We start from the raw sequence: 26646 nt of genomic DNA on the forward strand, positions 1-26646 counted from the left end.
CTCTCGTCGCCGACAGGGGAGGCATGCCTCACAGCTCGGCGCGCGTCGCGCGGCGGATTGCCGTGCACGTCGGACTTTTGCTCTTCAATGGTTGCGGGCGCGACGGCGCGGGTGATCGCTTCGGCGTCTGCGGCGACGGCGTGGTCGACGAGGGCGAGGCGTGCGACGACGTCAACACCGCGGAGGGCGACGGCTGCTCGCCGACGTGCCAGCGCGAGGCGCCAGCGGCGCCCCGCTGCGGCGACGGCGCGCTCGACGCGGGCGAGGCGTGCGACGATGGCAACACGGCGGCCAGGGACGGCTGCTCGGCGGCGTGCGAGATCGAGGTGCCCCCGCGCTGCGGCGACGGCGCCATCGATCCGGGGGAGCAGTGCGACGACGGGAACGTCGCGACGGGCGACGGCTGCGAGGTCGATTGCGCGAAGACGCCGGCCGAGGAGACCGTCTGCGAGGAGCTTTTGCCGCTCGCGCAAGGGACGTGCGAGGTGGTCGCCGGCGCGGGCGCGACGCTGATCCGGGGCGTGGTGCTGGCCCCGGGCAGGGTGTACAGGGGCGGGCGGGTGCTCGTGGACGAGCGGGGCGCGATCGCGTGCGTCGGCTGCGATTGCGGGGCGGCGGGCGCGACGGAGATCCTGTGCCCGACCGGCGTCGTCTCCCCGGCGCTGATCAACACGCATGATCACATCACGTACACGCAGAACAGCCCGTATACCCCGACCGAGGAGCGCTATGAGCACCGGCACGACTGGCGCATCGGCAACAACAAGCACACGAGAATCGATACGCCCGGCATGGCGAGCCCGGCGCAGATCCGCTGGGGCGAGCTCCGCTTCCTGATGGGCGGCGCGACCTCGATCGTGGGCTCGGGGAGCGCGCCAGGCCTCCTCCGGAACCTGGACCGGGCCGACCAAGAGGGCCTGGGCCAGAGCGCGGTCCGTTTCGACACGTTCCCGCTCGACGACACGGGCGGCCGCGAGCTCGTGAGCGGTTGCGGCTACTCGGCCGATATGGTGACAGGGGAGGACGTCGAGGGAGAGGACGCCTATTGCCCGCACGTCGCCGAGGGGATCGATGCGTCGGCGCGCAACGAGTTCGCCTGCCTGAAGGCGGAGCCGAACGACGTGCTCGAGCCGCAGAGCGCGTTCATCCATGGGATCGGCCTGACCGCGCCCGACTACGCGGCGATGGCGGCGGAGGGCACGGCGCTCATCTGGTCTCCCCGCTCCAACATCACGCTTTACGGCGACACCGCCGTGGTCACCGCCGCCGCCCGCCTCGGGGTGCAGATCGCGCTCGGCACCGACTGGATCGCGACCGGATCGATGAACCTCCTGCGCGAGCTCCGGTGCGCGTCGGCGCTCAACGAGACGTATTACGACGGCTTCTTCACCGATGAGGAGCTGTGGAGGATGGTCACCGGGAGCGCCGCCGCGGTCACCGCGATGGACGACGTGATCGGCGCGCTGTCCACGGGGAAGGTCGCCGACATCGCGATCTTCGACGGCAGAGAGCGCGAGGGCCACCGCGCGGTCGTCGCCGCCGATCCCGAGGACGTCGTCCTCGTGATGCGCGGCGGAAAGGTCCTGTATGGCGACGCGGCCGTGGTGTCCGCGGTCCGGGGCGCGGGCGCATGCGACGCGGTCGATGTGTGCGGCGTGTCGAAGCAGGTCTGTCTGCAGGACGAGATCGGGATGACGCTGGAGGACCTCGAGCAGCAGGCGGGCGAGATTTACCCGGCCTTCTTCTGCGGCGAGCCCGAGGGCGAGCCGCTCTGCACCCCGTCGCGCGCGGTGAGCGCGCCCCGGAACGCCTCGGTGAACGGCTCGACTGTCTACACCGGGCAGCCGACGGACGCGGATCTCGACGGTGACGGCATCGAGAACGGCGCGGACGATTGCCCGAGCGTCTTCAACCCGATCCGGCCGCTCGACGACGGGGTCCAGGCCGACTTCGACGGCGACGGCGACGGCGACGCCTGCGACGCGTGCCCGCTCGACGCGGGCAGCGCGCTCTGCTCGCCGCCGGACCCGAACGACGCCGACAACGACGGCACGCCGAACGGCGCGGACAACTGCCCGAACCTCCAGAACCCCGGCCAGGCCGACGCGGACGGCGACGGCAAGGGCGACCCGTGCGACCTGTGCCCGGACCAGGCGAACCCAGGGGCCCTGGGCTGCACGGTGGCGATCTACGATATCAAGGACGGCACGCGCGCGGAGGGCGACACGGTGGCCCTGGAGGACGTGCTCGTGACCGGGAAGCACGCGAGCGGCTTCTTCGTCCAGGCGAAGCCGGGCGACCCGGGGTACGCGGGGCCTGCGCACTCCGGCGTCTACGTGTACAGCCCGCAGAACACGGTGCTGACCGGCGATCGCGTGCGGATCACGAGCGCGGTGATCGCGAATTACTTCGGGCAGATCCAGCTCGGGTCCGCCGTGGTCGAGGTGAGCGCGTCGCTCGGCGAGGCGGCGCCGGCGCCGGAGCCCGTCGCGCCGGCCGACATCGCGACGGGCGGCGCGCGCGCCGCCGAGCTCGAGGGGGTCCTCGTCGAGGTGGAGGACGTCACGGTGATCGGGCTCGATACGATGGTTCATGAATTCGTCGTCACAGGCGATCTGCGCGTGGACGACCTCCTGTACCGGTCCAGCCCCTTCCCGGCGGAAGGCCAGCATTTCGCGAGCATCCGCGGCATCCTCACCCACCGGAACGACGACTCGAAGATCGAGCCGCGCGGCGTCGAGGACCTCGTGACGACCCTCGGGGCGGCGGCCGCGACGGCAGGGCTCGTGATCAACGAGGTGGATTACGATCAGCCGGGCGGAGATGGAGCCGAGTTCATCGAGATCTACAATGGCGCCGGCGCGCCCGTGGATCTCACGGGCCATGCGCTCGTGCTGGTCGATGGATCCAGCAGCGCGCCCTCCGCCTACAGAACGCTCGATCTGAGCTCCGCGGGTACGCTCGCGGCTGGCCAGTACCTCGTCGTCGGCAGCAGGGCGGTGGTCGGCACCGACACCATGCCAGGCGTCGTGGCGGAAGGTGCGGTGACGATCGCCTTCTCGGGCGCGCAGACCGACCGGATGCAGAACGGGGCTTCCGACGGGATCGCGCTGATAAACACCAGCTCAGGGGCCGTGATCGACGCGCTCTCTTACGAGGGGAGCATCCCCTTCGTCACGATCGGGGGCGCCAGCGTGAGCCTCGAAGGCGACGCGTTGCCGGCCACGGTGGCGGACGGCGGCATGGCGGCTGGCTCGCTCTGCCGCCTGCCCGACGGGACGGACACGAACCAGGCCGCCGCCGACTGGGCGCTCTCCGCGACGATCACCCCTGGTGCGGCGAACGTGCCGTGAGCCCGGCCGAGACGCTGCGCTCCTCGGCGCAGCGCACCCAGCGCCACGCGGTCCACGCCGCGAGCGCCGGTGTCTTCGTCCTGTCAGCTGTGTCCGGAGAGAGTGAAGAGAATCAAGGAGGAATGAGCCGTGAGCGGGCGCTCACAGGCAGCCGCAGAGCGGGTCGCCCGCCTTGCACACGCACTTTCCGCCCTTCTTGGCCGGCGCCGCCGCGCTGGCGCCCCGCGCCGCGCTGGCGCCCCGCACCGCCTTGCCGGACGTCGCCGCTCGGCCGCGGAGGGTTGCGGCCCCCTTGATGTTCGACGTCTTTGCGTCGGCCACGTCCTCGCCCTGCGCCAGCGCCTTGGTCGCCTCCGTCGCCTTGTAATCGGAGAACGCCTTCTGCGCCTTCTCGGCGTCGCTCTTGGCGGCGTCGAGCGCGAGGGTAAGCTCGGTGATCTTCCGGTTGCGCTCGTCGAGCTGGAGGTTGAGCTGCGCGATCCTGTCCTGCTCGGCGACGCGGGCGGCCACCGCCTCGGCCTGAGCCGCCTCGGCTTCCTTCACCTTGCCGGCGAAGGTGGTCACCGCGACCGCGGCCACGGCCGCCACGACCAGACCCACCCCGAACACGAACCGACCCCGCCGCTTCTGTCGCACGCCCTGGGCGATCGCCTCGAGCTCGCGTTCAAGGTCCCCCGAGCCCGACATGGGCGGCACGCTGGCAGCGACCGGCGCGATGCTGGCGGGCCCTCTCGTCCCCTGGTAGAGCACTCCCGGGCTTTGCTGCGTGTTCATCATCGCGCGAGACCTCCTCCTGCGTGAGCGATTCCTCCTCTAAGCAAGTGGGGGGCCTCTAAGCAAGTGTGGTGCCAGGTGAGCGCGCCCCGACTTGGCACCGCGTGCATCGTCCGTGAAGCAAACGGCGGTGCAAAGCGAGGACTCCCACCGCAAAGCGGTGGCTCGCACCGCAAAACCAGGACTCCCACCGTAAAACGACGACTCTCGAGGTGCTCCAGAGGCGAGCCGCGGGAGATCCGGGTGGATCACTTGTTCTGGTGCATGGATCGCTCACCGGACCTCGACGCGTCCCCTGGTCCAACGGAGGTCCTGCACCACGCGCCGGCAACACCGGTGCTGCCGGCGGGGAGGGAGGGCCGCCTCAGGGCAGCGACCGGAATCGCTCGAAGTGCGCCAACGATTCCGGCTACTTGCGGCCGTAGATCGGCCACGGCCGCGTCTCCGCGGGATCCGAGGACGAGAGCGCTTCGTGGCGAGGTGGCCGTCAGGGCTGCAGTTTGGCGACGAAGGCGTCGGGGCCCCCGGAGCTCATCATGGGGTCCCCCCCGAGATCGATCCTGCCGCTGAAGCTGCCCGTCAGCGCGATGGTTCCCAGCGCATCCACGGCGACGGCCCGGGCGCGCTGCTCCGCCGCGTCGCCGAACGATTTGGCCCAGGCCGTATCGCCGTTCGGAGCGAGCTTCGCGAAGAAGGCGTCGTTGCCGCCGAGCGCCTGGAGCCTCGGGCTCGGGGCGCCGAAGTCGATGGCGCTCTCGAACTCTCCGACCACGATGACGTTGCCCGCCTGGTCGACCGCCACCCCCAGCGCCTCCTGATCTTCGTCGTCCCCGTACAGACGGTTCCAGAGGTGCTTGCCGTCCGCGTTGAAGGCGGCGACGACCGCGTCGTTTCCTCCGGCGTATCTCCGCGGCGCTCCGTCGAAATTGATCGTTCCCCCGGTGCTCCCTGCGACGACGATGTCCCCCTCCGCGTCCACCGCGACCGCCGTGAATTCCTGGCTCATGGTGTCGCCAAACATCTTGGCCCAGAGCGGCGTCCCGCCCCCGTCGAGCTTCGCAATGAAGGCGTCGTCGCCCTGAGCCGTGAGGAGCGTCGTCCCGAAGTACACCTTGCCCGCGATGCGGCCGACCAGGACCACGCCTCCGTCGGGCGTGATGGCAGCGTCGTTCGCGACCTCGGCGGTCGTATCGCCGAAGTTCGTGCTCCAGGCGAAGTTCCCGAGGCGGTCCATCTTCGCGACGAAGATGTCCTCTCCACCTTTGCTCGTCAGGTGGTCCCCGCCCATCCGCTGCCCGCCCAGCACGTCGGCCCAGTCGGTGAAGCTGCCAGCGACGATGATGTTGTCGTCCGAATCCACCGCGAGCCCGTAAACTCTATCGACGCTCGGACCGGTGATCGTCTTGATCCAGTCCAGGCCGCCAATTGCGTCGAGCTTCGCCACGAACACGTCCGAGCTGCCTTGGCTCGTGAGCGACGTCCCGTCGAAGTTAACTGTATTTTCGAAGGTCCCGGCCACGATCACGCCGCCGTTCTTGTCGAGCGCCACGCGATTGCAAGAATCCGAGCCGTTCCCCCCGAGCACCTTCGACCATTCCGTCGCGCCGCCAGGAGCGAGCTTGACGACGAAGCCGTCGTACGCTCCCTGGCTGCCGACGGAACCCAGGCTGGTGCTGAAGGCACCCGCGATCAGGAGGTTCCCTTCCCTGTCGAACGCGACGTCATACCCGATCTGGTCGCCGTTCCCTCCGAGCTTGGCGCTCCAGTCGTGAGCTCCGGTGCACTCCGCCACACGATCGCAGTTCTCGTCATTCGCCTTCGTCGTACAGGCCTCGGTCCTGGGGAGCACCTCGTCGACGCACGAGTCGTCGCGCAGGCAGCCGTCCTTGCACTCGCCGACTCCCCTTGTCGACTCGGGGCCTGTATAACAAGGCACGCAGGGCTCGTTGCCGCCTGCGCCGCCCGTGCCGCCCGCACCTCCCGCGGCGCCCGCGCCTCCCACGCCGCCCGTGCCGCCCGCGCCTCCCGCGGCGCCCACGCCGGCCATCCCGCCTTGCGCGGCGCCGCCGCCGCTGATGGCGCCCGGCACGAGCACGCCTTGATCGAAGCACCCGCCGAGCGCGCCGGCCACGCCGAGCGCGCCGCAAAGGATCATGAAGCCGTTGCGTTTCATCAAAACACCCCCGCGATCCCGGCACCCCACGGCGATATCCATGGACGGACCGCTGCGCCCTTGGGCCTCGCCGCCGCGGACGGTGCGGTGAGGAGCAGCGCGACGCCGCCCGCGGCGAGCGCCCCGCCCACGATGAACGCCGGCGCAGGGACGAGGCGCAGGTCGTTGTACGAGCCCAGCTTGGCCCGCGTCTTCGGCGTGTCCGGGCACACGACATCTTCGGTGCACCCGAGGTCGATCAGCTCGGCGCGCCGCGCGCTCGTGATGCCGAACGTGATCCCACCGACCACGAGCGCCGCGGCGCCCGTGCCGACGGCGGTCCAGCCGAGCACGCGCTGCGTGGTGCCCGGCGCCGGGCCGGCGGGCGGGGGGAGGACGATAGGCGGGCGGACACCGACGGGGAACTCGAGCGCGAGCGCCGCCTCCTGCCGCTCCTGCAGCGCGACCTCCCGCCGGACGACGCGCCCCGCCCACGCGGCCTCGACGACGTGCTTGCCAGGATCGACAGGCTGGCTGACGCCCACCAGCGCGGGTGGCATCGGCTTGCCGTCGATGGTGATCTGCACCTCGCGCTCCGGGGCGCCGCGCACCCCCACAGAGAGCCTCGGGATCCGGGGCTTGAGATCGTCGTACGCTTTCCCGGCGTCGGCGACCGCGGCCTTGAAGACGTCGCTGGCCGAGGCGTCGAGCGAGGTGCGGCTCACTTGCAGGTAGCGCTCGGAGGCCTCGATGAGGCGCCCGAGCTGCTCGAGGCACCGCGCGGCATAAAGGTCGATCGTCGGCGCCTGGATCAGCTGGTCCGCGCGCCCGAACTTGTCGAGCGCCGCCGCGTACTGGCCCTTGTCGAAGAGGTCGAGGCCCTCTTCGGCGAGGGCCCGGGCGGCGTTCATGGTGGCAGGGTCGACGTCGGCCGCCCGCGCGGTGGTCGCGAGCGCGAGCGCGAGCGCGAGCGCGATGGTGGCGGTGCCCGAGACCCTCGATCGCGCGCGCATTCGTCTCCTCAGAAGCCGAGGCGGTCGGACCTGGGGCGCGTCGCGCTGGAGGCCGCGGGCGGGGCCGCCGACGAGGACCTGGGCCGCGGCGGGGAGGACGCGGCCCTGCCCGGGCGAGCCGGCGCCGTCTGGGCGGAGGAGGCGGCAGCGGCCGGAGCGCTGGCCGCCAGCGCGGAGCCGGCGCGGGGCGCAGGCGTCGAGGTCGCCGCGGCCGTCGTGTCCTGGGGAGGCGCGAGATCGGGCGCCCCCCTGGGCGAATTCGCTTCCGCCGGCGGATTGTTCGCGGGGGCGGCGACAGGCGGTGTCTCGAGCGTCACCGGCGGCGAGGCCGCGCCGGATGGCGGCGGTGCGTGCGGGATCGGGTCGTCCCCGAGCGCGCGCCAGCCGATGAAGAGCGCCCCGCCGAGGACCGAAGCCGCGAGGCCGAGCGCGACGGCCGGGATCGGCATCCTGCGGCGAGGTCTCGAGTCGGCCCCGGCCTCGTCGTAGAGGCCCGGCGGCGAGGCGACGCTCCCCTCCGGCGAGACGGAGAGCGGGGAGGTGGAGATCGGCGGACCGGAGAGCGGCGCGGCGGAGAGCGGCGCAGCGGAGAGCGGCGGGACGGAGGGCGACGTGCTGCCCGCGCCCCCGGGGATCGAGCTCGCCGAGGCCCGCCCGCCCTCCTGCGCGTCGCTGGGCGGCAAGAGCGCGTCGCGCAGCGCGTCGACCATCGCCGTCGCCGAGGCGAACCGCCCGTTCGGGTCACGGCTGCACGCCTGCATGAACCACTCATCGAACGCCGGCGGCACGGGCACAGACGCCACCTTCGAGGGGACAGGCAGCGGATCACTGCATATCTCGAGGATCATCGCGCCAGGCGCCTCGGCCGTGATCGCAGCCCGGCCGCACACGCATTCGAACGCGATCACCCCGAGCGCCCAGAGGTCCGACCGGTAATCGACGGTCGCGCCCTGCGCCTGTTCAGGGCTCATGTACGGCAGCGTCCCGATCAGCACGCCAGCCTGCGTCCCGATGCCCTCTTTGCCGGACATGCGCGTCTTGGCGACGCCGAAATCGAGGACCTTGGCCACCTCCCGGTCGTCGTCGCGGGCGAGGAAGATGTTGTCGGGCTTGAGGTCGCGGTGGACGATGCCGGCGTCGTGGGCCTTGCGCACGGCGCGCGCGACGTCGGCGAAGATGCGCGCCGTATCGGCTGGATCGAGCGCGCCGACACGCTCGAGCCGGTGCGCGAGGTCCTCGCCCTCGAGGAGCTCCATCGCGATGAAGGGGACGTCGTTCTCGACGCCGTGATCGAGGATCTGCACGACGTTCGGGCTGCGGAGCGCCGCCGCCGCCTGCGCCTCCTGGTAGAAGCGCGCGCGGACCGTCTCGTCCTTCGCATAGAGAGGCCCGAGCATCTTGATCGCCACCGGCGAGCCCAGCGTGAGATCGTCCGCGCGCCAGACGGTGCCCATGCTGCCCGAGCTGAGAGGGCGGAGCAGCCGATAACGGCCGACCAGCACCTGTCCCTCCAGCCCGAACGCGTTCGTCGTCATTGTCGCAGGACCTGTGGAGCGCGCGTGGCCTTCCCTACGCTGGTGGTTGTTCAGTGCTGGTCAACAACAACAACGGGTAGACTGAAAGTCTACGGGGCGTGGCGCGGAGCGTCAATCGGTGCACCCGCCGCGTGCTCGCAGGGCGTCGCCAGAGCACCGAACAGGTTGAAACGCCGCGCGAGAGAGAGTTTGAACCACAGAGACACAGAAGCGACAACAACAAAACCTCGGCGCATCCGTGGTTCGTTTCGTCAATTTTTCGATCGGATCGGTACCCTAGATCAACACGAAGTCCTCGGCCACGGAGACCTCCTCGGCCATGATGCTCGTGGTCTCGTCGTCGCGCTGGACGGCGAGCTTGTAGAGTTGCGCCAGCACGGCCGGGTGATCCTCGACCAGACCCATGAACTCGGTGGCCGGCAGGTACAGCGTCACGGTGGGGTGCACGGCGATCACATCGGCGTTCGCCGGGCGGCGGAGGACCATCGCGATCTCGCCGGCGACGTCGCCGGGGCCGAGCGTCGAGAGCACGAGCGGCTCGACGCGGGCGTCGTCCGCCGCGTCGCGCCGGACGACGGCGACCTCTCCGGAGGCGATGAGGAACAGGCCGGGGGGCCGCTCATCCTGGACGAGCAGCCGCTCGTTCTTCTCGAACGTGCGCGTGCGGAACCGCTTCACGAGCGCGGGCCTGTTGGCCTCGGGCACGACGCGGAGCACGTCGCTCATCCGGACGAGGTTCTCCACCATGCGGTCCCGGCAGTAGGCCGCGAGCTCCAGGCCCACCTCGGGCTCGCGCTGCGCGATGTCGTCGATCGCGTCGCGCTTCACCTCGAGCACGATGGAGGGCCGCGTGGCGATGACGCTCCCGGTGCGCGGGGCCCGGGAGAGCAGCGCCATCTCGCCGAACATGGCGCCGTTCGTGAGCCGGGCGAGGAGGATCTCCTCGTCCGCGCGCCGGCGCCGCGCCTCGAGCTCCCCGCGCGCGACGAAGTAGGCCTCGCTGCGCGCGGCGCCCTGCTCGATCACGGTCGTCCCCGCCGCCACCCAGATGGGCGTGAAGGCGGCGCACAGGGCGCGGAGCGCGTCGCGCCCGACGGACGAGAAGACCGGCTGGGGCGCGATCCCCGGGTGATCGGCCTGGGCGGCCAGCCTGCGCGTGGCGTCGTGGAGGATCTCCGTCGCCTTGTTGAGCAGGAGCGCGCCGGTCAGCACGGAGGCGAGCGGCTGGAACGCCTCGGCGGCCGGCAGGGGCGGCGGCGGCGGCGCGCCCTCGCCGAGCCGCGGCGAGTCCCGGCAGAACGCCTCGGCGATCTGGTCGAGCCCGGGCCCGGCATCGCCGCCGAAGCGCTCGCTCTCGCGCGCGGCCGCCACGGCGAGCGGCAGGTTCTCGAGGTCGATCGCGCGGGCGATCGCGGTGGAGCACGCCTCGCGCGCGGCCTCGTGCCGGTTCAGCTCGCCGAGGAGGCGCCCGCAGAGGCAGAGCGCCGACGGCATCGTCGGGTCGTGCCGGACCAGCGCGGCGGCCCAGCGCAGCGCGGCGTCCCGCTCTCCCGCGAGCGCCAGCGAGAGCGCGCGGTCGATCGGCGACTCCGCCTGCTGGATCGAGCCCGGGAGTACCGGGGGGAGGGCCATGTAAGCGTCTATATCAGGGTTCATTGCGCGGCGGCAAAGAACGCGCCCGGTTGACGGCGCGCACGCCCCGCGCGCCGTCAACCGGGCGCCCCGCGCGGATTACCCCGGGAAGGACCGAGGCGTCGTGCTCAGGCGAGGTGCTGCTTCAGGAACGCGATGCTCCGCTCCCACGCGAGCTTCGCGGCCTCGGGGGCGTAGACCTCGGGGCGCGTGTCGTTCGCGAACGCGTGGTCGGCGTCATAGACGTGGAGCTCCATGGATTGGCCGCGGGCGGCGAGCTCGTTCTGGATCGCCTCGGCGGCGGCCGGCGTCGCCCAGCCGTCGCGCGCGGCGAAGTGGGCGAGGATCGGCGCCTTGACGCGCGTGGTGTCGGGCGCGGGGCTCGGGACGCCGTAGAAAGGCACCACGGCCGCGAGCTCGGGGATCGTCGCGGCGGCGGCGAAGCTCAGCGCGCCGCCCATGCAGAACCCGATGACGCCGACCTTGCCGGTCGACCGCTCGTGCGCCGACAGGAAGCGGGCGGCGCCGGCGATCTCCTCGAGGGCGCGCGGCTTGTCGAGCTCGGTCATCAGCCGGTTGGCCTCGGTGGGGTCCTTGGTGGTCTTGCCGTGGTAGAGGTCGGGCGCGAGGGCGATGAACCCGGCGGCGGCGAGCCGGTCGAGCAGCGAGCGGATGTGGTCGTTCACACCCCACCACTCCTGGATCAGGACGACGGCAGGCGACTTGTCCCCCTGCTTCGGCCAGACGATCTCGCCGGTCGCCGACGACCCGTCCTTCGCGGGGAACGAAACCTTTTCGGACATGCGACTCCTCCCTTTCGAGACGGGGATGGGCTGCGCCGTCCTCGTCAGCAATCGGGGATCGGCGTCCGCCGTCCCCGTCAGCAATCGGGGATCGGCTGCGCCGTCCCCTCATGGCGCGGCGCAGGATAACCGCCCCGCGCACGTTGCGTAGCGCAAATTGCCTGGCACGCGCTCCACGCCGGGACGCCGGCGATGTAGATTGACGGCGTGGATGCGCTGGCGGGACGATGGAGGCGAGCCGTCTCGTCCTTGAAGGAGCTCCGGCTGCGGGTCGCGTTCCTGCGGAGCGAGGTGCTGCGGGCCGATCTCCCCTCCGTCGCCCGCGCGCTCGACGACCTCTGCCGCGACGCCGAGCAGGCCAACCCCCTCGCGCGCGACGTGCTGGGCGCCGTCGTGCCGGTCCTCGTGGATCCTGCGCTCTCGGAGCGCGTCGAGCAGCTCCGCGAGCTCGCGTCCTCCCATGCCCTGCTGCCGCTCTCGCGCCTCCTGCGCCGCAAGGCGCGGCGGCCCGAGGCGCAGCCGGCCTCGCCGGCGCCCGACGAGCGGCTCCTCGCCACGTCGAGCGCCGGTCGCGCGCTCACGCTCGGCGAGCGGCGCGCGCTGGCCCGGCGGCCGACCCGCGCGGCCTTCGACGCCCTGCTCCGGGACCCGCACCCGCTGGTCATCCGCAACCTGCTCGCCAACCCGCGCTTGACCGAGGATGACGTCGTCCGCCTCGCGGCGCGCCGCCCGGCGAACGCGGAGGTCCTGACGGAGATCGCGAAGCACCCCGAGTGGCCGCAGCGCGCGCGGGTGCGCATGGCGATCGTGCAGAACCCGGGCGCGCCGCAGGAGATCGCGGTGCCCATGGTGCGCCTCCTCCTGCGGCCCGAGCTCCTGCGGCTCGCGGCGGCGGCGGACGTGCCCGCGGTCGTCCGGGCCGCGGCGCGGGAGCTGCTCGATCGCCGTCCGCCCGTCCCGCACAAGCCAGGCGGCCCGCTGGCGCAGTGAGGCCGCGCCCTGCGCGGGGCCGGCGGCGTGCGCGCAGGCCGCCGCCGCGGTGTCGCGATCGGAGAGGAGACGAAGAGAGCAGAAAGGGAGTGAAGGAGAGATGGAGTTGAAGGAGAGAGGGAGTTGAAGGAGAGAGCGAGAGAGGTCGTGTAGAGCGCTTTCATGAATCGGCGCCCGCGGGAGAGGCTACGCGACCTCGGCCCAGCACCGCGCGAGGCGACGCACGCCCTCGTCCAGGTCCTCGTCGCACGCCACCGAGGAGAAGCAGAGCCGGAGGGCGAACGGGCTCACGGCGCCGTGAGCCCGGAACAGCGAGCCCGGGTCGAAGGCGACGCCGTGCTCGATGGCGGCGGCCAGGAAGAAGGCCTCGTTCGGCTCGGCGTCGGGCTCGACCCAGATCGCGAAGCCGCCGACGGGGGGGTCGAACCGCCAGCCGGGAAGGTGCTTTCGGAGCGCCCGCTCCATGCGGGCGGCGCGGCGACCGTAGAACTCCCGCAGGCGCACGAGCCGCTGATCGAAGTCCTCCGTGCGGAGGTAGTCTTCCAGGATGGCCTGCGGCAGGCTGGCCGCCTGCTGATCGGCGGATTGCTTCAGCTGGAGGACCTCGGCCCGGAGCGAGCGCGGGGGCACGAGCCAGCCGACGCGGAGGCCGGGGCAGAGCGTCTTCGAGAACGTCCCGACGTGGAAGACGCGATCGGGCGCCTCGGCCAGGAGCGGCCGAGGGGCGGCGCCGTCAAAGGAGAGATCCGCGTAAGCATCGTCCTCGATGATGGGCCGGAGGGTCGAGAGGACCCTGGCTCGCTCGCTGCGTGACAGCGTGCGTCCACGCGGATTGGAGACGGCGGGCATGAGATAATAGGCATCGACGTTGCTGCCGCCGTCGACGACCGTCGCGCCGAGCTCCTGGAACCGATCGAGCGCGCCGGGGGAGCTCTCGCGGTCGACGCCGATCCTGGCGCGCGAGCCGCGGACCAGCTGCGCGGCGAGGGACACGGCCTGCTGTGCGCCGCTGGTCACGATGACGTCGTCGCAAGCCACCTGCGCGCCGCGCCGGCGCAGCTGCCCGGCGATCCAGGCGCGGAGATCCTCGTCGCCCTCGGGCCAGCTACACTGGAGCGCCGGGCAGCTGGGGTTCTGAAGAGCGCGAACGAACGAGGCCGCGAGCTTCGATCGCGGGAACTCGCCCGGGGCGGGCAGCCCGCCCGCGAAGCTGATGAGGCCAGGTGTGTCCACGGCTCGCCGCTTCAGGGGGTCGAACGGCTCGAGGCCGTGTCCGAGCCGCGGTCCGCTCCGCGGCGCATCACGCGAGATCGGGGCCTGCACAGGCCGGGTGTGGGACGACGGGGGAGGAGGCGTTGCGCGCGCGGTGGCATCCATAGAGTTCAGGGTCCGAGCGAGGCCATTCAAGGATGGTGCCGCCCGGGCTGCCCGTCTCCAGATGGAGCGGAAGCGCTCGGGTCTCGTGACGGGACGGAATTCCATGGAAAATTGGTTACATCGCGGCAACCTGGGACGGGTCAGGGCGTGTAACGGCATGTTGCGGGGTGTGGCGTGCGCGCGCGGCGAGTCAGGCCGCCACAGGGCACCGATGGGCGTGGAGGGGCGCGCGTCCGCACAGGGCGGCAGGCCCTGGAGCCAGGTCGGGCTGGTCTGGCCGGCGGGGGATCCGTCCTGAGTTCGATCTCCGGAGCTGACCGTACGCCGAGGTCCGGCGAACGTTCGCCCGGGGCGGCTATCGATGTGGGGCTTGCTCCCGCAGGCCGTGGAGCTCGTTCTCGTGGCCAGTCAAGGCTCTGTTCCCCAGGCGAGCACGCCGTCGTGGTACACGGTGACCCGCTCAAAAGGCATGAAGGCGGTGTTGGTGCCGAAGGAGTAGTCGTCGGTCTGCGTCATGCGGTCGTAATTGACGCCGTTGTAGATGCGGATCTGCACGTTTCCGGACGTGACGTTCGGGGCGACGCTACCCGCGGCGGCGAGGAAACCGAGCTCGAGATAGTGATCGGCCTTCGTGTCCGATGCCTCGCCGAACGTCCTTGTGACGTTGGCGCATCCGCCGATGATCGACGAAAAGTCGCACATGCTCTTGAGATCCACCTTCTCGACGTCGGCCGTGAACCAGTAGCGAATCGTCAGATCGCTGAGCGCGATGCTCGCATCGTCCGTGTTCTTGACCTGTACCATGAACGACAGATGCTGGGACTCGACGGTGGTGTCCCTCGCAGCATATTGCAGCTCGAGCGCCGGTGTTGTCACGCCGCCGGTGGTGGAGCTCGCGGTGGTGGAGCTCGTGGCGCTGCCGCCGCCAGCGCCTGTCGTGCTGCTCGTCGTGGAGCTGGCCGAGCTGCTCGCCGAGGAGCTCGCCGAGGCGCTCGCCGAGGAGCTGGCCGTGGCGCTCGCAGCGTCGTCCCCGCCAGCGCCGCCCAGACCCCCAGCGCCGCCGGCACCATCCGCGCCACCTGAGCCAGACGAGCTGCTCACCGTCGCGCTCGTGACATCGCCTGCGGCGCTGGACGAGACGCTCGTTGCAGAGCTCGTCGAGCTGCTCGTCGCAGACACGGTGGAGCCAGCGCCGGCTGAGCTAGACGAAGGTGCCCCACCCGAGCTGGCGGCGGCGCCGCCTCCGGCTCCTGTGTTCTCGCCGTCCAGGCTGGAGCCTTGGGCACATGCCACGAGCGGCAGGAGCGAGATGGCACAGAGCGCGGTGGTTCCCTTCGGCCAGGAGCTCGATCGGTTGACTCGATTGCCACAACTGCCCAGCTGCGGCAGCGCTCCTGCCCTCGTCGACACCTTTCCCCTGGAACTCCGGATACGAGCTGCTCCCGAGGTCATCGGGCCGAGCAGCGACGCACACCTTGCCATCGGTCGCATCTTGAACACCCCTGCGACCGCTCGACCAAGTCCGAAGGCCGAACGGAAGGAAGTTGAGGTCAACAGCTTATAGAGAACCGCCTGGTATCTGCAAGAGGCTTGCCATGGGAACTTTCTGTCGATGTCGCAGATGATGGGGTATTCGTCTACATGCATTGCCCTCGGATCGGGCGGATGAATGCTGGCCATGCACTGGACGACGCTTCATGTGTTTTGCGGACACAGCGCCAGCGGCGTCCGTTCGCGTCGCTGGCGCCGGTCATGTGAAGTGACGGGGCCGCGCTACGCATCCTCCAGCGGAGGCGGCGCGTGGGGCCGGTTGAACTCGGAGTCCCCCATGAACCGCGTTGACCACGGCGCCGGTCTCTCGCCGTTGCCAAACGAGAGCACCGAATCGCAGAACGGGTCGCCCGTGCCCTCCGTGGACGGCGTGCTCCAGCGAGAGGATCGGTCCGCCCAGCCGTAGTTCACGTCCAGGGGAAGGGGCATGAAGACCCGGCGCTGCCTGTCGGCGAGCGCGCGAGAGGGTCACGTGGCGCGCGCGGGCTGCGAGGCCTCGAGCCGCGCCTTTTCAGCGAGCAGCAGCTCGGTGAACGCCGCGATGAACATGCGCCTGGCGAGCGAGCCGAGCGGCTTGCCGATGAGCGGCAGCGGGATGTCGAAGCGCGATGTCCAGTCGATCTCCGTGCCCTCGCCGCGCGGGGTGAAGCGGAGACGCGAGCCCTGGTGCCGGAGCGGCTGCGTGCTCTCGATGATCTGGTAGTCGAACGAGGACGGCCGCTCGAAGGCCGTGATCTCCTCGACGTAGCGGATCCGCTTCCCGACGTGCACCTCGCGGAGGGCGCCGAGGCCGTTGTGCTCCGTGAGCCCTGGCCGGATGACCTTCGTGTGGGTGCCGTCCCCGGAGCGCAGGAAGCGTTCGTGGTCAGCCACCGCATCGAAAACCCGCTCGACCGGGGCGTGGATGTAGACGTTGACGTGGACCTCTTGCATGCGGCGACCATCGCACGAGGACCTCGCCGAGCGAGCACGCAGGCGCGGTCTGCCGAGCGAGGGCGGGGTGGGGGCGGGTGAGCGGAGAGTTCGCTGGTGGGCTTCGAGATCCGTTCCTGTTGAATGTGGCGGCGTCGCGCTGAGCTCAACCAGGGGCGATCGTTGGTCTCCGGTCGTCGGCTCAACCTCGGTCGTCGGCTCAACCTCGGTCGGCGGCTCAACCTGCGGTCGGCGGCTCAACCTCGGTCGGCGGATCAACCTGGGTGCGGTCGACGCAGCTGGGCGAGCTCAACCATGGTGCGGCTCAACCTCGGTCGGCGGCTCAACCTCGGTCGGCGGCTCAACCTCGGTCGGCGGCTCAACCTCGGTCGGCGGCTCAACCTCGGTCGGCGGCTCAACCTCGGTCGGCGGCTCAACCTCGGTCGGCGGCTCAACCTCGGTCGGCGGCTCAACCTCGGTCGGCGGCTCAACCTGGGTGCGGTCGACGACGTCGGTCGTCGGCTCAACCTGGGTGCGTCGACGCAGCTGGGTGAGCTCAACCAAGGTGCGGTTGACTGTGTTAATGTATGTGGATGTAAGACATATTTGCCTTGATGCCTTGCCAACCGACTGGGATCCTCACATAAGGTGAGTGAATGCTCACTCACCAATCCGGAGGCGGTCTATGACAGAAGCTGTGGATGCGCTGGTCGTCGGTGGAGGTCCGACGGGGTTGACGATGGCCGGAGAGCTTGCTCGGCGCGGGCTCACCGTGCGGATCGTGGACAAGGCATTGGAACCGCCGCCGGATCACTCGCGAGCGCTCGTCGTGCAGACGCGGACGATGGAGATCTTCACCAGCATGGGGATCGCAGACGCCGCGCTGGCGCACGCCACGCGCGTCGGAGGGCTCAACGTCCTCCTCTCGAACGGCCAGCGCGCACGCTTGCCGATCTTCGACTTCCCGGAGCTCTCCACGCCCGTTCCTGGCATCTTCGTCATCCAGCAGTTCGACACCGAGCGCGTCCTCGGATCGCGGCTCTCGGAGCTGGGCGTGACGGTCGAGCGCGGCGTCGAGCTCGCCTCCTATACCCAGGACAGCGCCGGCGTCACATGCACGCTCCGCAGGGTCGGCGGGAACACCGAGGTGGTGCGCGCGAAGTGGCTCCTCGGTTGCGACGGCGCGCGCAGCGCCGTCCGCCAGGGCGCAGACATCGCCTTCGAGGGCGACACCTACGACGATCACTGCATGCTCGGCGACCTCGTCATCGACTGGCCGCTGCCGGACGGCGACATCTATATCAGCCCTTCGCGTTGGGGCCTCGCAGCGGCCTTCCCCGTGCCCGGAAGCCACCGGTTCCGGATCGTCCTTATCCTGCCCGAAGCGTCGCCGGCGCGCGGCGCGTCGCTCTCGCTCGAGGAGTTCGAAGGCGTGATGCGCTCGATGATCCCCACGCCGTTCGAGATACAGAAGGCGATCGTCCTCTCGCGCTACCGGCTGCACCACCGCGTCGCAACGCGGCTGCGCAAGGGGCGCGTGTTCCTCGCCGGCGACGCGGCGCACATCCACAGCCCGGCCGGCGGGCAGGGGATGAACACCGGAATCCAGGACGCGTACAACCTGGCGTGGAAGCTCGCGGCCGTCGAGCAGGGCAAGATGCCAGCGTGGCTGCTCGACACCTACGAGATGGAGCGGCTGCCCGTCGCGCGCCGGCTGATCGACTTCACAGACCGCCTCTTCGGGCTCATGGCCGGACACGGTCCCATGGGCCGGGCGCTGCGCCTCGTCGCGCCGCGCCTGATGACCCGCGCCATCGGCGTCGCTGCCGTGCAACGCCGGATCCTGGGGTTCGTCTCGCAGCTCAAGATCCGATACCGGAAGAGCCCGCTGTCCATCCAGATCGGCCACCGGCCGGAGCGCGGGCCCCGCGCCGGATATCGCGCGCCGGACGCCTCGCTGCGCAGCGCGGCGGGACAGCAGGTCCACCTGTTCGAGCTGATGCGCGGCGTCGAATCCACGCTGCTGCTCTTCGCCGGTCCACCCCAGGGCAGCGCGAACACCGAGGCGCACGGGCACGTCCGGCGGCTCGCCGCCGAGCTCAGCCGGCCGGGCCTCAAGGTGCTGGTCATCGGCGCGCCCGAGGCCGGAGGGTACGCAGATCCGGACGGGCGCGCCCACGCGGCGTACGGCGCCGAGGCGGCAGCCGCCGTCCTCGTCCGGCCGGACGGCTACGTCGGCGTGCGCTGCGACCCGCTCGACGAGCGCGAGCTCAGGCAGGCGCTCGACCGGCTCTTCACCCGCAAGGCCGAGGCCGCGTAGCACAGGCCGACCCCAGCGCGCCCGAGCCGCCGCGCGGCGCTGCTAGAAGTCGAGGAGAGAGGACACAGATGAGCCGACGCCCGCGCCCGAACGACACGTTGACCGAGGCGCAGAAGAAGATCGTCGACGCTGCGGTGGCCGCCTTCGCCGAGCAGGGCTTCCACGGGACCGCGACCAAGGAGATCGCGCGGCGCGCAGGGGTCGCCGAGGCGACGATCTTCAAGTACTTCCCGAGCAAGCGGGACCTCCTCCTGGGCGTCATCGGTCCCGCCGTCGAACGGCTCGTCGGGCCCGCGCTGGCGCGGTCCATGGACCCGCTCTTCGACGCGACGTACCCGACCTTCGAGGCGTTCTTGCGGGCGCTCCTCGCAGAGCGCATCGCCTTCGTGCGCGCGCACCCGCAGCTGGTGCGCATCCTCGCGCAGGAGCTGCCGTTCGACGCCGAGCTGCGGCTCGGCATCGCCGGCAGGGTGTTCGCGCCGCTCCTCGAGAAGGGGATCACCTTGATCGAGCACTTCCAGCGCGAAGGGCAGATCGTCGGGTGGCCGCCGCCCCTCGTCCTCCGCTGCGTCGCCTCGACGTTCGTAGGGTACATCGTCCACCGCGTGTACATCGCTCCCGATGCGGCGTGGGACGACGAGGCGGAGATCGAGCGGGTCATCACCTTCGTGATCCGCGGCCTCTCACCCCACGAGCCCGCGTGACCCCGTGCGCGGGTGTGGAGGCCGCGCGGGCGCGCGGCGGCTCAGCTCGTCGTCAGGAGCGAGCGGAGCTGCGACGGCGACACCTGGTAGTCCTTGCCGCAATAATCGCAGCGGATGTCGAGGACCTTCCCGTCCGTGACCATCTCCTCGATGTCGCTCCGCGGCAGGCTCGCCAGCGTGGCCATCACCCGGAGCTCGCTGCAGCGACAGCTGAAGCTGAGCGGCGAGTCCTCGAGCCGTGAGAATGGCATGCCGTAAAGCAGCTCCCCGAGCAGCACGTCCGCCGAGGCTCCCTCGTGCGCGAGCACGTCGTCGAGGCGCTCGAAGTCCTTGAGCCGCTCGGTCATCACCATGAGCGGACCGCGCTCGACCTCCGGGAGCAGCTGCACGAGGTAGCCGCCGGAAGCGCCGACGCCGTCCTCGCCGATCAGCGTCGCCACCGCGATCATCGAGACGACCTGCTCCGATTCCTGCATGTACGTCATCAGGCCCGCGGAGATGCCGCCCTCGGTCGGGATCTCGACGACCCCCTGGTGGAGCATGCCGCTCGGCAGCGTGCGCATGACCTGCAGCAGCGACCCGTCGCCGATCTCCACCGCGCTCTCCGCCGTGGCCCCCTTGCCCAGGTTGACGAGGCCGCGGCTCGTGCCGTCCGGGTGCGAGTCGGCCACCAGGCTCCCGTTACCGGCCGCGCCCTTGACGATCGCCTGGACCCGCAGGTTCGGCGCCATCGCCTCGCGCACGAGGATGGCGCCGGTGATCAGCTCTCCCAGCCGCTGCGCGGTCACGCCGGTCGCAGATTGCACCGCGACGGCCCCCCGCACGGTCTCGGTGGTCAGCGCCGTGATGACGCGAAAAGCGCCATCCATCGTGATGGCGCGGACGACGGAATCAGAAGGTCGGGGCAAGATGCACTCTCCCGTGGGGAAACATCGTTAGGCCACGGACGGCCGATGGCAACCCGCGGCGCATCGGTCGCCGCAGGCGGAGGCGCCCCACAGGCGGGCGCGCCTCGCATAAAAGCACAGTTATTCCGTTGGCTTGTAGCACAGGCGCCCTCTCCTGCGCGGCGCGGGGGGCGCGGTGCGGGGGGGAGAGCTCAGCTGCGCCGGCGGCGCCGGTGCAGCACGGCGGCGCAGGCGCCGGCCGCGAGCAAGGCCCACGGCGCCGAGCGGCTGCCGTCGCCCTCCGCGCCCACCGTGCAGGCGCAGCCGCCGCCTTCCACCACGACGCCCTCACCGGGGAGCGGCTCGGTGCACGGGCCGATCGTATCGTCGGGGTTGCGGCAACCCGGGACGCACTCCTTCGTCTCCTCGTCGCACACCATCCCAGCGCCGCAAGCGCTGTCCTGCTCGCACTGCGCGGGCTGATCGTCCGCGGGGTTGTTCGGATCGCGCTCGCCCTCGTCGACCACCCCGTCGTGGTCCGTGTCCTCCTCGCCGTCGCTCGCTCCGCCGCCGTCGGTGTCGGCCTGCGTCGGCGAGGTCGTCGTCTCCCCGTCGTCGCCGTCCGGCACGCAGGTGGCCGCGTCGGCGTCGGTGTCCTCGTGCGAGCAGCCCTTGCCCAGCTCGGTCCCATCGAGGAGCCCGTCCCCGTCGCTGTCGGGATCGAGCGCGTTGATCTTCCCGTCCTCGTCCGTGTCGACGCCGGGCTCGACCTCCTCGCCGTCGAGCGCGCCGTCGTCGTCGCTGTCGGCGTCGTCCGGATCGGTGCCGAGCGCCGTCTCCTCGCTGTTCGAGAGGCCGTCGCCGTCGCGATCGCCGAGATCGTCCCCGGCGTCGTTCGGATCGGTCTCGCCCTCGTCGACCTTGCCGTCGTGGTTCAGGTCCTCATCGCCGTCGCTCTGGCCGCCGCGGTCCGTGTCGGGATTCACCACGCTCGTCGTGGTGGTCCCGCCGTCGGCATCGGGCGTGCAGCTCTCGGCGGCGGCATTGGTGTCCGCGTCCGCGCAGTCCTTCCCGGCCTCGGTGCCGTCGAAGAGCCCGTCGCCGTCGCTGTCCGCGTCCAGGACGTCGGGCTGGTCGTCGCCGTTGCCGTCGTCGCTGGGGTTCGGCTCCTCGCCGTCGAGCAGGCCGTCGTCGTCGCTGTCGCGATCTTCCGGATCCGAACCGAGGAACACCTCGAGATCGTCGCTCAGCCCGTCGTCGTCTCCGTCGGCGTTCTGGCTATCGTCGGCGCCGTTGCCGGCGGTCGGGTCGGTCTCGCCGGCCTCGAGCGCGCCGTTCAGGTTGGCGTCCTCGGAGCCGTCGGTCGCGCCGCCCCGGTCGGTGTCACGGCTCAGCGCCGACGTGGTCGTGGCCCCGCTGTCCCCGTCCGCCGTGCAGTGCTCGGCGTCCGCGTCGGTGCCGGGGCCGTCGCAGGCGAGGCCGAGCTCGGTCCCGTCGTAGAGGCCGTCGTCGTCGCTGTCCACGTCGAGGGGGTGGATGAGCCCATCGCCGTCCGCGTCGTCCGACGGGTTCGGCTCCTGCCCGTCCTGCACGCCGTCGTCGTCCGAGTCCGCGTCGTCCGGGTCCGTGCCCAGCGTCTCCTCGAGGTCGTCGCTCAGCCCGTCCTCGTCCTCGTCGTCGTTGTCGCCGTCGTCGTCGCCGCTCCCGCGGGTCGGTTCGGTCTCGCCGTTGTCCGCGACGCCGTTCAGGTTGGCGTCCTCGGAGCCGTCGCTCGCGCCGCCGTCGTCCGAGTCCGCGTCGAGCGGCGACGTCTTCGTGGCGCCGGCGTCCCCGTCCGGGGCGCAGTGCCGCGACGGCGCGGTGCCAGGGCCGTCGCAGGCGAGGCCGAGCTCGGTCCCGTCGAAGAGGCCGTCGTTGTCGCTGTCGACGTCGAGCGCGTTGAGGAGCCCGTCGCCGTCCGTATCGTCCGCCGGGTTCGGCTCGAGCCCGTCGCGGACGCCGTCACCGTCGGTGTCCGCGTCGTTCGGGTCCGTGCCGAGCGAGACCTCGAGATCATCGCTCAGCCCGTCGTCGTCGGTGTCCGTGTTCTGCGGATCGTCGTCTCCGTGACCGGAACGGGGGTCGGTCTCGCCCGCGTCGAGCGCGCCGTTCAGGTTGACGTCCTCGGAGCCGTCGCTCGCGCCGCCGCGATCCGTGTCGGCCTCGAGCGGCGACGTCCTCGTGGCGCCCGCGTCGCCGTCGGCAGCGCAGTTGCCCGCCGTCGCGTCGGTGCCCGGGCCGTCGCAGCCGAGCCCGAGCTCGGTCCCGTCGAAGAGGCCGTCGTTGTCGCTGTCGACGTCGAGCGGGTTGATCAGCCCGTCGCCGTCGTTGTCGTCCGTCGGGTTCGGCTCGTCGCCGTCGCGCACGCCGTCGTCGTCGCTGTCGGCGTCGTTCGGATCGGTGCCGAGCGTGCCCTCGAGATCGTCGCCGAGCCCGTCGTTGTCGGCGTCGTCGCGCTGGTCGTCGGCGCCGTGCCCGGCCGCCGGATCGCTCTCGCCCGCGTCGAGCACGCCGTTCAGGTTCGCGTCCTCGGAGCCGTCGAGCACGCCGCCGTTGTCGGTGTCCGCGTCGAGCGGGTCGGTCGTCGTCGCTCCGGCGTCGCCGTCGGGCACGCAGTGCCCCGCCAGCGCGTCCGTCCCCGGACCGTCGCAGTCCGTCAAGCCGATCTCCGTCGCGTCGAACAGCCCGTCGTCGTCGCTGTCGACGTCCCGCGCGTTGACGAGGCCATCGCCGTCGGTGTCGCGATCCCAGAGCTGCTCGTCGCCGTCGCTCACGCCGTCGTCGTCCGTGTCGGCGTCGTTCGGGTCCGTGCCAGCGAAGTTCTCGTCGCCGTCGCTCAGCCCGTCGCTGTCGCTGTCGACGAGGATCTCCGTGGGCGGCGTGCCCGGCTCCGCGCCGTTGCCGTCCGTCGGGTAGTCCTGGGCCGCGCCTCCCTCGGGGCTCTGCCCGGTGATGATGGCCTGGTTCGCGATCTCGCCGTCCGTGCCCGGATCGATGGTCACGCGGAACCGCACCGTCGTGGTCTCGCTGACGCCGAGCGACCCGCCCTGGGCCGCGTCGGCGCCGTCGCCGAGCCGGACGCGGATCGTCCGCGTGCCGGCGACGTACTCGCCCTCGTCGTCGCCGGGCGCGTCGGTCACGCCGCCCATGTTCGGGCCCGAGGCGATCTCGAGCGAGCCCGGCACGAAGGTGACGCCGGCGGGCAGCGGGTCGTTCAGCACGACCGCCGCGGCGTTGTCGTCCCCGGTGTTGGCGACGAGGATCGTGTATTCGAGCGTGTCGCCAGGCGTCACGCCGCCGCCGTTGAGGTCGAGGACCGACTTGGTCGATGTGGAGAGATCCGGGAGGCGCGTCGGCACCGACGTGATGAGGCCGCCGAGCAGGTAGCTGTCGGCGCCGTCGACGGCCGCTCCGACGTTGGCCTCCGTGTCGCCGGCCATGAGCAGGTTGGCCGGCACCTGCGTCACGTCGATGTCGATGCCGCTCATGCTCAGCGGCCCGCCGGTGAGCCTCGGCAGATCGCCCGCCGAGGACATCGGCGCGCCGAGGAACGAACGGGAGCTGTTGAAGAAGTTGTTCGCCGGGTTCTGCGCGTCGAACAGCGCGGTCCCGTTCCACTCGAGCGCGTCGCCGGTCGAGCTGTCGCCGTCGTACCCGATGACGCCGAGCTTCGCCTGGCCGCCGCCCGAGGGGACGACGAACCCCGAGATCCTCCAGCCGACCGTCGCGCCGTCGATCACCTGATCCAGCCCGTCGAAGACGGCGAGGTTCCGCGCGGGCGCGGTCGTCAGCTCGTAGAGCACGACCATCCACCAGCCGGCGAACGCGATCTGCTGGCTCACGCTGTCCAGATCGGTCCCGTTGGAGATCCCGCTCAGGCGATACGCTCCCGCGCCGCGCGTCTGCACGATCGACGTGACGTTGGCGACCGTCTGGGCGTGGGCGAGGCCCAAGATCTCCGTCTGGCCCGAGATCGTACCGGTCACGCTCGAAGAGAAGCCGCCAGGCCGATCCAGGGTCACGGTGAGATCGGCCGAGGTGCCGCTGTCGCGGCTCGCCGTCCAGTAGAGGTACGCGTGGGTCACCCGAGCGCCCGTGGGGAGGCTGAGGACCGCGGTGCTGCGGGCGGCCGCGGGATCGACGGTGTTGTTCGCCTCGGCCTGGCCGGCGAGGGGGCTGTCGCCCCGCCAGTAGATATCGGGCGCGGAGTCCGCCAGCGTCGCGGTCGTGCCGCACGTCCCGACCGTGCCCACCAGCGGCGCGGGCGTGGACGACGCGCAGTCGTGCGCGAGCGTGTTGCCGATGAGGACGAAATCACCCCGCTGCGCCACCTGGACCCGCCGCACCGGAGCCGCGCTCGCGGTCCCGGAGAGCGCCCCGAGCAGCGCGGCGCTGGTGAGCCCCGTGAATGCCAATCGCTTTGCCATCGACGCCTCCAGCCTAGGGCTGCTTCTTTTCCTTCTCGATGATGTTGAACTGGACGCGCCGGTTCTTCTGGCGACCCGCCTCGGTCTTGTTCTCCGCGATCGGGACGTCGGGGCCGTAGCCCTTCGCCTGCAGGCGCTGGGCCGTGATGCCGCGCTCGACGAGCGCCTTCAGCACCGACTCCGCGCGGGCCTGGCTCAGCTTCGTGTTGAACTGGCGCGTGCCGCGGTCGTCCGTGTGGCCCTGGACCTCGATCTTGAGGATCTCCGGGTGGTCCTTGAGCACGCCGGCGACCTCGTCGAGCAGCTCGTTGCTCACCGGACGGATGGTCGCCTTGCCGATGTCGAACTGCACCTGCTGCAAGATGACGATCTCGGTCTCGGTCACCCGGACCGCGACCGGGCACCCGTTCTGCGTCGGATCTTCGTTCGGCTTGCCCTTCTCGTTCGGGCAGGCGTCCTTGTCGTCGCGGATGCCGTCGCCGTCGGTGTCGCCCGGGCAGCCGTTCGTGGCCGGGTCGGTCGTGATGAGGCCGGGCAGATCCGGGCAGGCGTCCGACGCGTCGGGGACCTTGTCGCCGTCGCGATCGGGCGGCGGCGGGCACCCGTGCTGCTTCGGGTCGTCGTTCGGCGGGCCGGCCTGATCCGGGCAGGCGTCGACGTCGTCCGTGATGCCGTCCTTGTCGCGGTCCCCAGGCGGCGGGCAGCCGTTCTTCTTCGGGTCCGGCGAGGCGACGCCGGCCACGGCGGGGCAGGCGTCGACCGCGTCGAGGATGCCGTCGTGGTCCGCGTCCTTGGGCGGCGGACAGCCGTTCTTCGTGCGATCCGGGCTGCGGACGCCCGGGGTGTGCGGGCACGCGTCGTCCACGTCGGCGATGCCGTCGGCGTCCTGGTCCTGCACGGGCGGCTTCACCTCGGGCGAGTAGGCGACCATGGCCACGGCGCGGAACGAGGGCGTGCCGACGCCGGGGGTGAGGCCCGGGCCCACGCCGAGCCCGGCCTCGAAGTCGTCCGCGAAGCGGTAGCGCCCGCCGAGCAGGGCTTCCACGTTGGTCGTGCGCTGCTGGACGTCGGTGACCGTGATCGCGCCGGTGATCTCAGGGCCGATCTGCAGGCGTCGCTCGTCGTCGAGCAGCAGCCCGACGCCGGCGCCCCAGTGCACCGTCATCCCCTGCTCGACGTTGGCGAACTGTTTCGTGGACCGGAACTCCGGCCCCGCGGCGAGCGACCACACCGCGCGATCCAGGTGGCCGCCGAGGATGAGCTGCGGACCGCCGCGCACGCTGCCGTCGCCCGAATACGCCTCGGGGTCGCCGGTCGGCAGCCACACGTAGCCGCCGAGGGCGAGCTGGAAAGGATCGAAGTAGCCGCCGAGGAGCGTCGCGCGCGCGCCGAGCCGGAGATCCCCGAGGGCGCTGCTGGTCGGCGGCGGCAGCAAGGCGCCGGAGGCGGCGCCGCCGTCGCCTGACTGGAGCGCGATGGGCAGATCGACGTTCACCGTGAGGCGCTCCCACAGAGCGAGCGAGGCGCTCAGGTGGAGCAGCAGCTGGCTGCCGACGACCTTGCCGTCGCCGATGTCCTCGTTCCCCGACAACCGCCGCAACACGAGCGGATCCTGGGCATAATCGCCGAGGAGCATGATGTGGGGTGCGGCGCTTCCTGCCGTGTAGGCGGACTGGACTCCGAACATCCTGTCGCCGGCGGGTGCAGGCTGGAACCTGTCGAGCGCGAAGCCTTCGGGTCTCTCGGGTTCCTGCGCCTCGGCGTGAGCCGCTGCGCCGAGCAGGCACAGCGCCGCCGCGAGCGCGGCCGTCGGATGGGTCCCCTGTGTACGAGCCGGCATGAACGAGGTCGCCTCCTTGCGCGAAGGAACAGCAAGCACCAGGAGTATCGACCGAAACGGCGGCGGCGTTCAACGTTTCACGAGGTTTTTGGGCGTGCGCCGGCCGATCGGGCCAGCTCGGGCGCGGCGCCCTGCGGCGCGCGGGGGTCGTGGCGTCCCTTTGCGGGATCACGGCGCGGCCAGAGCCGGCGTCCGGAGTTTCCTGCGCGGAAGGTCAGGCCCGATGGCGTCGTGAGTCGGCGGTGTGTCACGTCGCACGGCAGGGTTGCTACCAGAGAGCGGCAGCGGTAGAGCGGCCACCTGACGCCGCGGCACGCACTGCTTGCGGTGCTCGTTC

19 protein-coding genes are annotated in these 26646 nt (G+C 71.2%); 5 read left to right on the top strand and 14 right to left on the bottom strand.

Features of this window, described 5'->3' with window-relative positions:
* The first annotated feature begins 23 nt into the window (after positions 1 to 23).
* On the top strand, positions 24 to 3353 hold the full coding sequence (locus tag WME97_RS00300; RefSeq protein WP_437548487.1) for a lamin tail domain-containing protein: 3330 nt from the start codon (positions 24 to 26) through the stop codon (positions 3351 to 3353).
* Positions 3354 to 3494: 141 nt separating this feature from the next.
* On the opposite strand, the gene WME97_RS00305 is transcribed toward WME97_RS00300, so the two are convergent.
* The 6 genes from WME97_RS00305 to WME97_RS00330 form a co-directional block, all read right to left on the bottom strand.
* Positions 3495 to 4130, bottom strand: a complete 636-nt coding sequence (locus WME97_RS00305; protein WP_437548489.1) for a hypothetical protein — start codon at positions 4128 to 4130, stop codon at positions 3495 to 3497.
* 484 nt (positions 4131 to 4614) lie between these two features.
* Entirely contained in the window at positions 4615 to 6300 is a 1686-nt protein-coding gene (locus WME97_RS00310; protein WP_437548490.1) for an SBBP repeat-containing protein, read from the bottom strand.
* Positions 6300 to 7292 (bottom strand): tetratricopeptide repeat protein, encoded by a 993-nt coding sequence (locus tag WME97_RS00315; protein WP_437548492.1) that lies wholly within the window; start codon positions 7290 to 7292, stop codon positions 6300 to 6302. Before WME97_RS00315 ends, WME97_RS00310 begins: the two co-directional genes overlap by 1 nt.
* An 8-nt stretch (positions 7293 to 7300) precedes the next feature.
* A complete protein-coding gene (locus tag WME97_RS00320) occupies positions 7301 to 8827 on the bottom strand; it encodes a protein kinase domain-containing protein (protein ID WP_437548494.1) in 1527 nt (508 codons plus the stop codon).
* Between the two features lie 276 nt (positions 8828 to 9103).
* Positions 9104 to 10459: a cyclic nucleotide-binding domain-containing protein gene (locus WME97_RS00325; protein ID WP_437548496.1), complete on the bottom strand. Its 1356-nt coding sequence runs from the start codon at positions 10457 to 10459 to the stop codon at positions 9104 to 9106.
* A gap of 128 nt (positions 10460 to 10587) precedes the next feature.
* Entirely contained in the window at positions 10588 to 11262 is a 675-nt protein-coding gene (locus WME97_RS00330; RefSeq protein WP_437548498.1) for a dienelactone hydrolase family protein, read from the bottom strand.
* 207 nt (positions 11263 to 11469) lie between these two features.
* Between WME97_RS00330 and WME97_RS00335 the strand changes: the two genes are divergently transcribed.
* Positions 11470 to 12252: a hypothetical protein gene (locus tag WME97_RS00335; protein ID WP_437548500.1), complete on the top strand. Its 783-nt coding sequence runs from the start codon at positions 11470 to 11472 to the stop codon at positions 12250 to 12252.
* Between the two features lie 186 nt (positions 12253 to 12438).
* Here WME97_RS00335 and WME97_RS00340 read toward each other — a convergent pair whose 3' ends face one another.
* Both WME97_RS00340 and WME97_RS00345 read right to left on the bottom strand, forming a co-directional pair.
* Positions 12439 to 13485, bottom strand: coding sequence for a PLP-dependent aminotransferase family protein (locus WME97_RS00340; protein WP_437548501.1), 1047 nt, complete (start codon positions 13483 to 13485; stop codon positions 12439 to 12441).
* A 552-nt stretch (positions 13486 to 14037) separates the two neighbouring features.
* A complete protein-coding gene (locus WME97_RS00345; RefSeq protein WP_437548503.1) occupies positions 14038 to 14433 on the bottom strand; it encodes a cellulose binding domain-containing protein in 396 nt (131 codons plus the stop codon).
* Here WME97_RS00345 and WME97_RS00350 point away from each other — a divergent pair.
* The gene (locus WME97_RS00350; RefSeq protein ID WP_437548505.1) at positions 14432 to 15193 is read left to right on the top strand and encodes a hypothetical protein; all 762 of its coding nucleotides are present in this window, start codon (positions 14432 to 14434) and stop codon (positions 15191 to 15193) included. The genes WME97_RS00345 and WME97_RS00350 overlap by 2 nt on opposite strands.
* Before the next feature lie 209 nt (positions 15194 to 15402).
* Here WME97_RS00350 and WME97_RS00355 read toward each other — a convergent pair whose 3' ends face one another.
* The 3 genes from WME97_RS00355 to WME97_RS00365 form a co-directional block, all read right to left on the bottom strand.
* Positions 15403 to 15609, bottom strand: coding sequence for a hypothetical protein (locus WME97_RS00355; protein ID WP_437548507.1), 207 nt, complete (start codon positions 15607 to 15609; stop codon positions 15403 to 15405).
* Between the two features lie 39 nt (positions 15610 to 15648).
* The gene (locus WME97_RS00360) at positions 15649 to 16113 is read right to left on the bottom strand and encodes an SRPBCC family protein (RefSeq protein ID WP_437548509.1); all 465 of its coding nucleotides are present in this window, start codon (positions 16111 to 16113) and stop codon (positions 15649 to 15651) included.
* Positions 16114 to 16401: 288 nt separating this feature from the next.
* Positions 16402 to 16656: a hypothetical protein gene (locus WME97_RS00365; RefSeq protein WP_437548510.1), complete on the bottom strand. Its 255-nt coding sequence runs from the start codon at positions 16654 to 16656 to the stop codon at positions 16402 to 16404.
* Between the two features lie 121 nt (positions 16657 to 16777).
* On the opposite strand from WME97_RS00365, the gene WME97_RS00370 reads away from it, so the two are divergent.
* Both WME97_RS00370 and WME97_RS00375 read left to right on the top strand, forming a co-directional pair.
* Complete coding sequence (locus WME97_RS00370; RefSeq protein ID WP_437548512.1) at positions 16778 to 18412, top strand: FAD-dependent monooxygenase; 1635 nt, start codon at positions 16778 to 16780, stop codon at positions 18410 to 18412.
* Between the two features lie 68 nt (positions 18413 to 18480).
* Complete coding sequence (locus WME97_RS00375; RefSeq protein WP_437548514.1) at positions 18481 to 19116, top strand: TetR/AcrR family transcriptional regulator; 636 nt, start codon at positions 18481 to 18483, stop codon at positions 19114 to 19116.
* 41 nt (positions 19117 to 19157) lie between these two features.
* On the opposite strand, the gene WME97_RS00380 is transcribed toward WME97_RS00375, so the two are convergent.
* From WME97_RS00380 to WME97_RS00390, 3 genes are all read right to left on the bottom strand, one after another.
* The gene (locus tag WME97_RS00380) at positions 19158 to 20024 is read right to left on the bottom strand and encodes an Hsp33 family molecular chaperone HslO (RefSeq protein WP_437548515.1); all 867 of its coding nucleotides are present in this window, start codon (positions 20022 to 20024) and stop codon (positions 19158 to 19160) included.
* A 191-nt stretch (positions 20025 to 20215) separates the two neighbouring features.
* Positions 20216 to 24469 carry a hypothetical protein gene (locus tag WME97_RS00385; protein ID WP_437548517.1) on the bottom strand — a complete coding sequence of 1418 codons (4254 nt, stop codon included), beginning with the start codon at positions 24467 to 24469 and terminating at the stop codon, positions 20216 to 20218.
* 13 nt (positions 24470 to 24482) lie between these two features.
* The gene (locus WME97_RS00390) at positions 24483 to 26309 is read right to left on the bottom strand and encodes an OmpA family protein (protein WP_437548519.1); all 1827 of its coding nucleotides are present in this window, start codon (positions 26307 to 26309) and stop codon (positions 24483 to 24485) included.
* Between the last annotated feature and the right edge of the window lie 337 nt (positions 26310 to 26646).

It is taken from the genome of Sorangium sp. So ce367, assembly GCF_051520455.1.
Lineage (GTDB): Bacteria > Myxococcota_A > Polyangia > Polyangiales > Polyangiaceae > Sorangium > Sorangium cellulosum_B.

What these genes read in the sequence shown, in the direction of transcription:
- WME97_RS00310 (WP_437548490.1), bottom strand. Translation starts at nt 6,300, where the DNA reads ATGAAACGCAACGGCTTCATGATCCTTTGCGGCGCGCTCGGCGTGGCC.
- WME97_RS00330 (WP_437548498.1), bottom strand. Translation starts at nt 11,262, where the DNA reads ATGTCCGAAAAGGTTTCGTTCCCCGCGAAGGACGGGTCGTCGGCGACC.
- WME97_RS00385 (WP_437548517.1), bottom strand. Translation starts at nt 24,469, where the DNA reads ATGGCAAAGCGATTGGCATTCACGGGGCTCACCAGCGCCGCGCTGCTC.
- WME97_RS00320 (WP_437548494.1), bottom strand. Translation starts at nt 8,827, where the DNA reads ATGACGACGAACGCGTTCGGGCTGGAGGGACAGGTGCTGGTCGGCCGT.
- WME97_RS00305 (WP_437548489.1), bottom strand. Translation starts at nt 4,130, where the DNA reads ATGATGAACACGCAGCAAAGCCCGGGAGTGCTCTACCAGGGGACGAGA.
- WME97_RS00315 (WP_437548492.1), bottom strand. Translation starts at nt 7,292, where the DNA reads ATGCGCGCGCGATCGAGGGTCTCGGGCACCGCCACCATCGCGCTCGCG.
- WME97_RS00375 (WP_437548514.1), top strand. Translation starts at nt 18,481, where the DNA reads ATGAGCCGACGCCCGCGCCCGAACGACACGTTGACCGAGGCGCAGAAG.
- WME97_RS00325 (WP_437548496.1), bottom strand. Translation starts at nt 10,459, where the DNA reads ATGGCCCTCCCCCCGGTACTCCCGGGCTCGATCCAGCAGGCGGAGTCG.
- WME97_RS00370 (WP_437548512.1), top strand. Translation starts at nt 16,778, where the DNA reads ATGACAGAAGCTGTGGATGCGCTGGTCGTCGGTGGAGGTCCGACGGGG.
- WME97_RS00355 (WP_437548507.1), bottom strand. Translation starts at nt 15,609, where the DNA reads ATGCCCCTTCCCCTGGACGTGAACTACGGCTGGGCGGACCGATCCTCT.
- WME97_RS00360 (WP_437548509.1), bottom strand. Translation starts at nt 16,113, where the DNA reads ATGCAAGAGGTCCACGTCAACGTCTACATCCACGCCCCGGTCGAGCGG.
- WME97_RS00300 (WP_437548487.1), top strand. Translation starts at nt 24, where the DNA reads ATGCCTCACAGCTCGGCGCGCGTCGCGCGGCGGATTGCCGTGCACGTC.
- WME97_RS00345 (WP_437548503.1), bottom strand. Translation starts at nt 14,433, where the DNA reads ATGGTACAGGTCAAGAACACGGACGATGCGAGCATCGCGCTCAGCGAT.
- WME97_RS00350 (WP_437548505.1), top strand. Translation starts at nt 14,432, where the DNA reads ATGAACGACAGATGCTGGGACTCGACGGTGGTGTCCCTCGCAGCATAT.
- WME97_RS00390 (WP_437548519.1), bottom strand. Translation starts at nt 26,309, where the DNA reads ATGCCGGCTCGTACACAGGGGACCCATCCGACGGCCGCGCTCGCGGCG.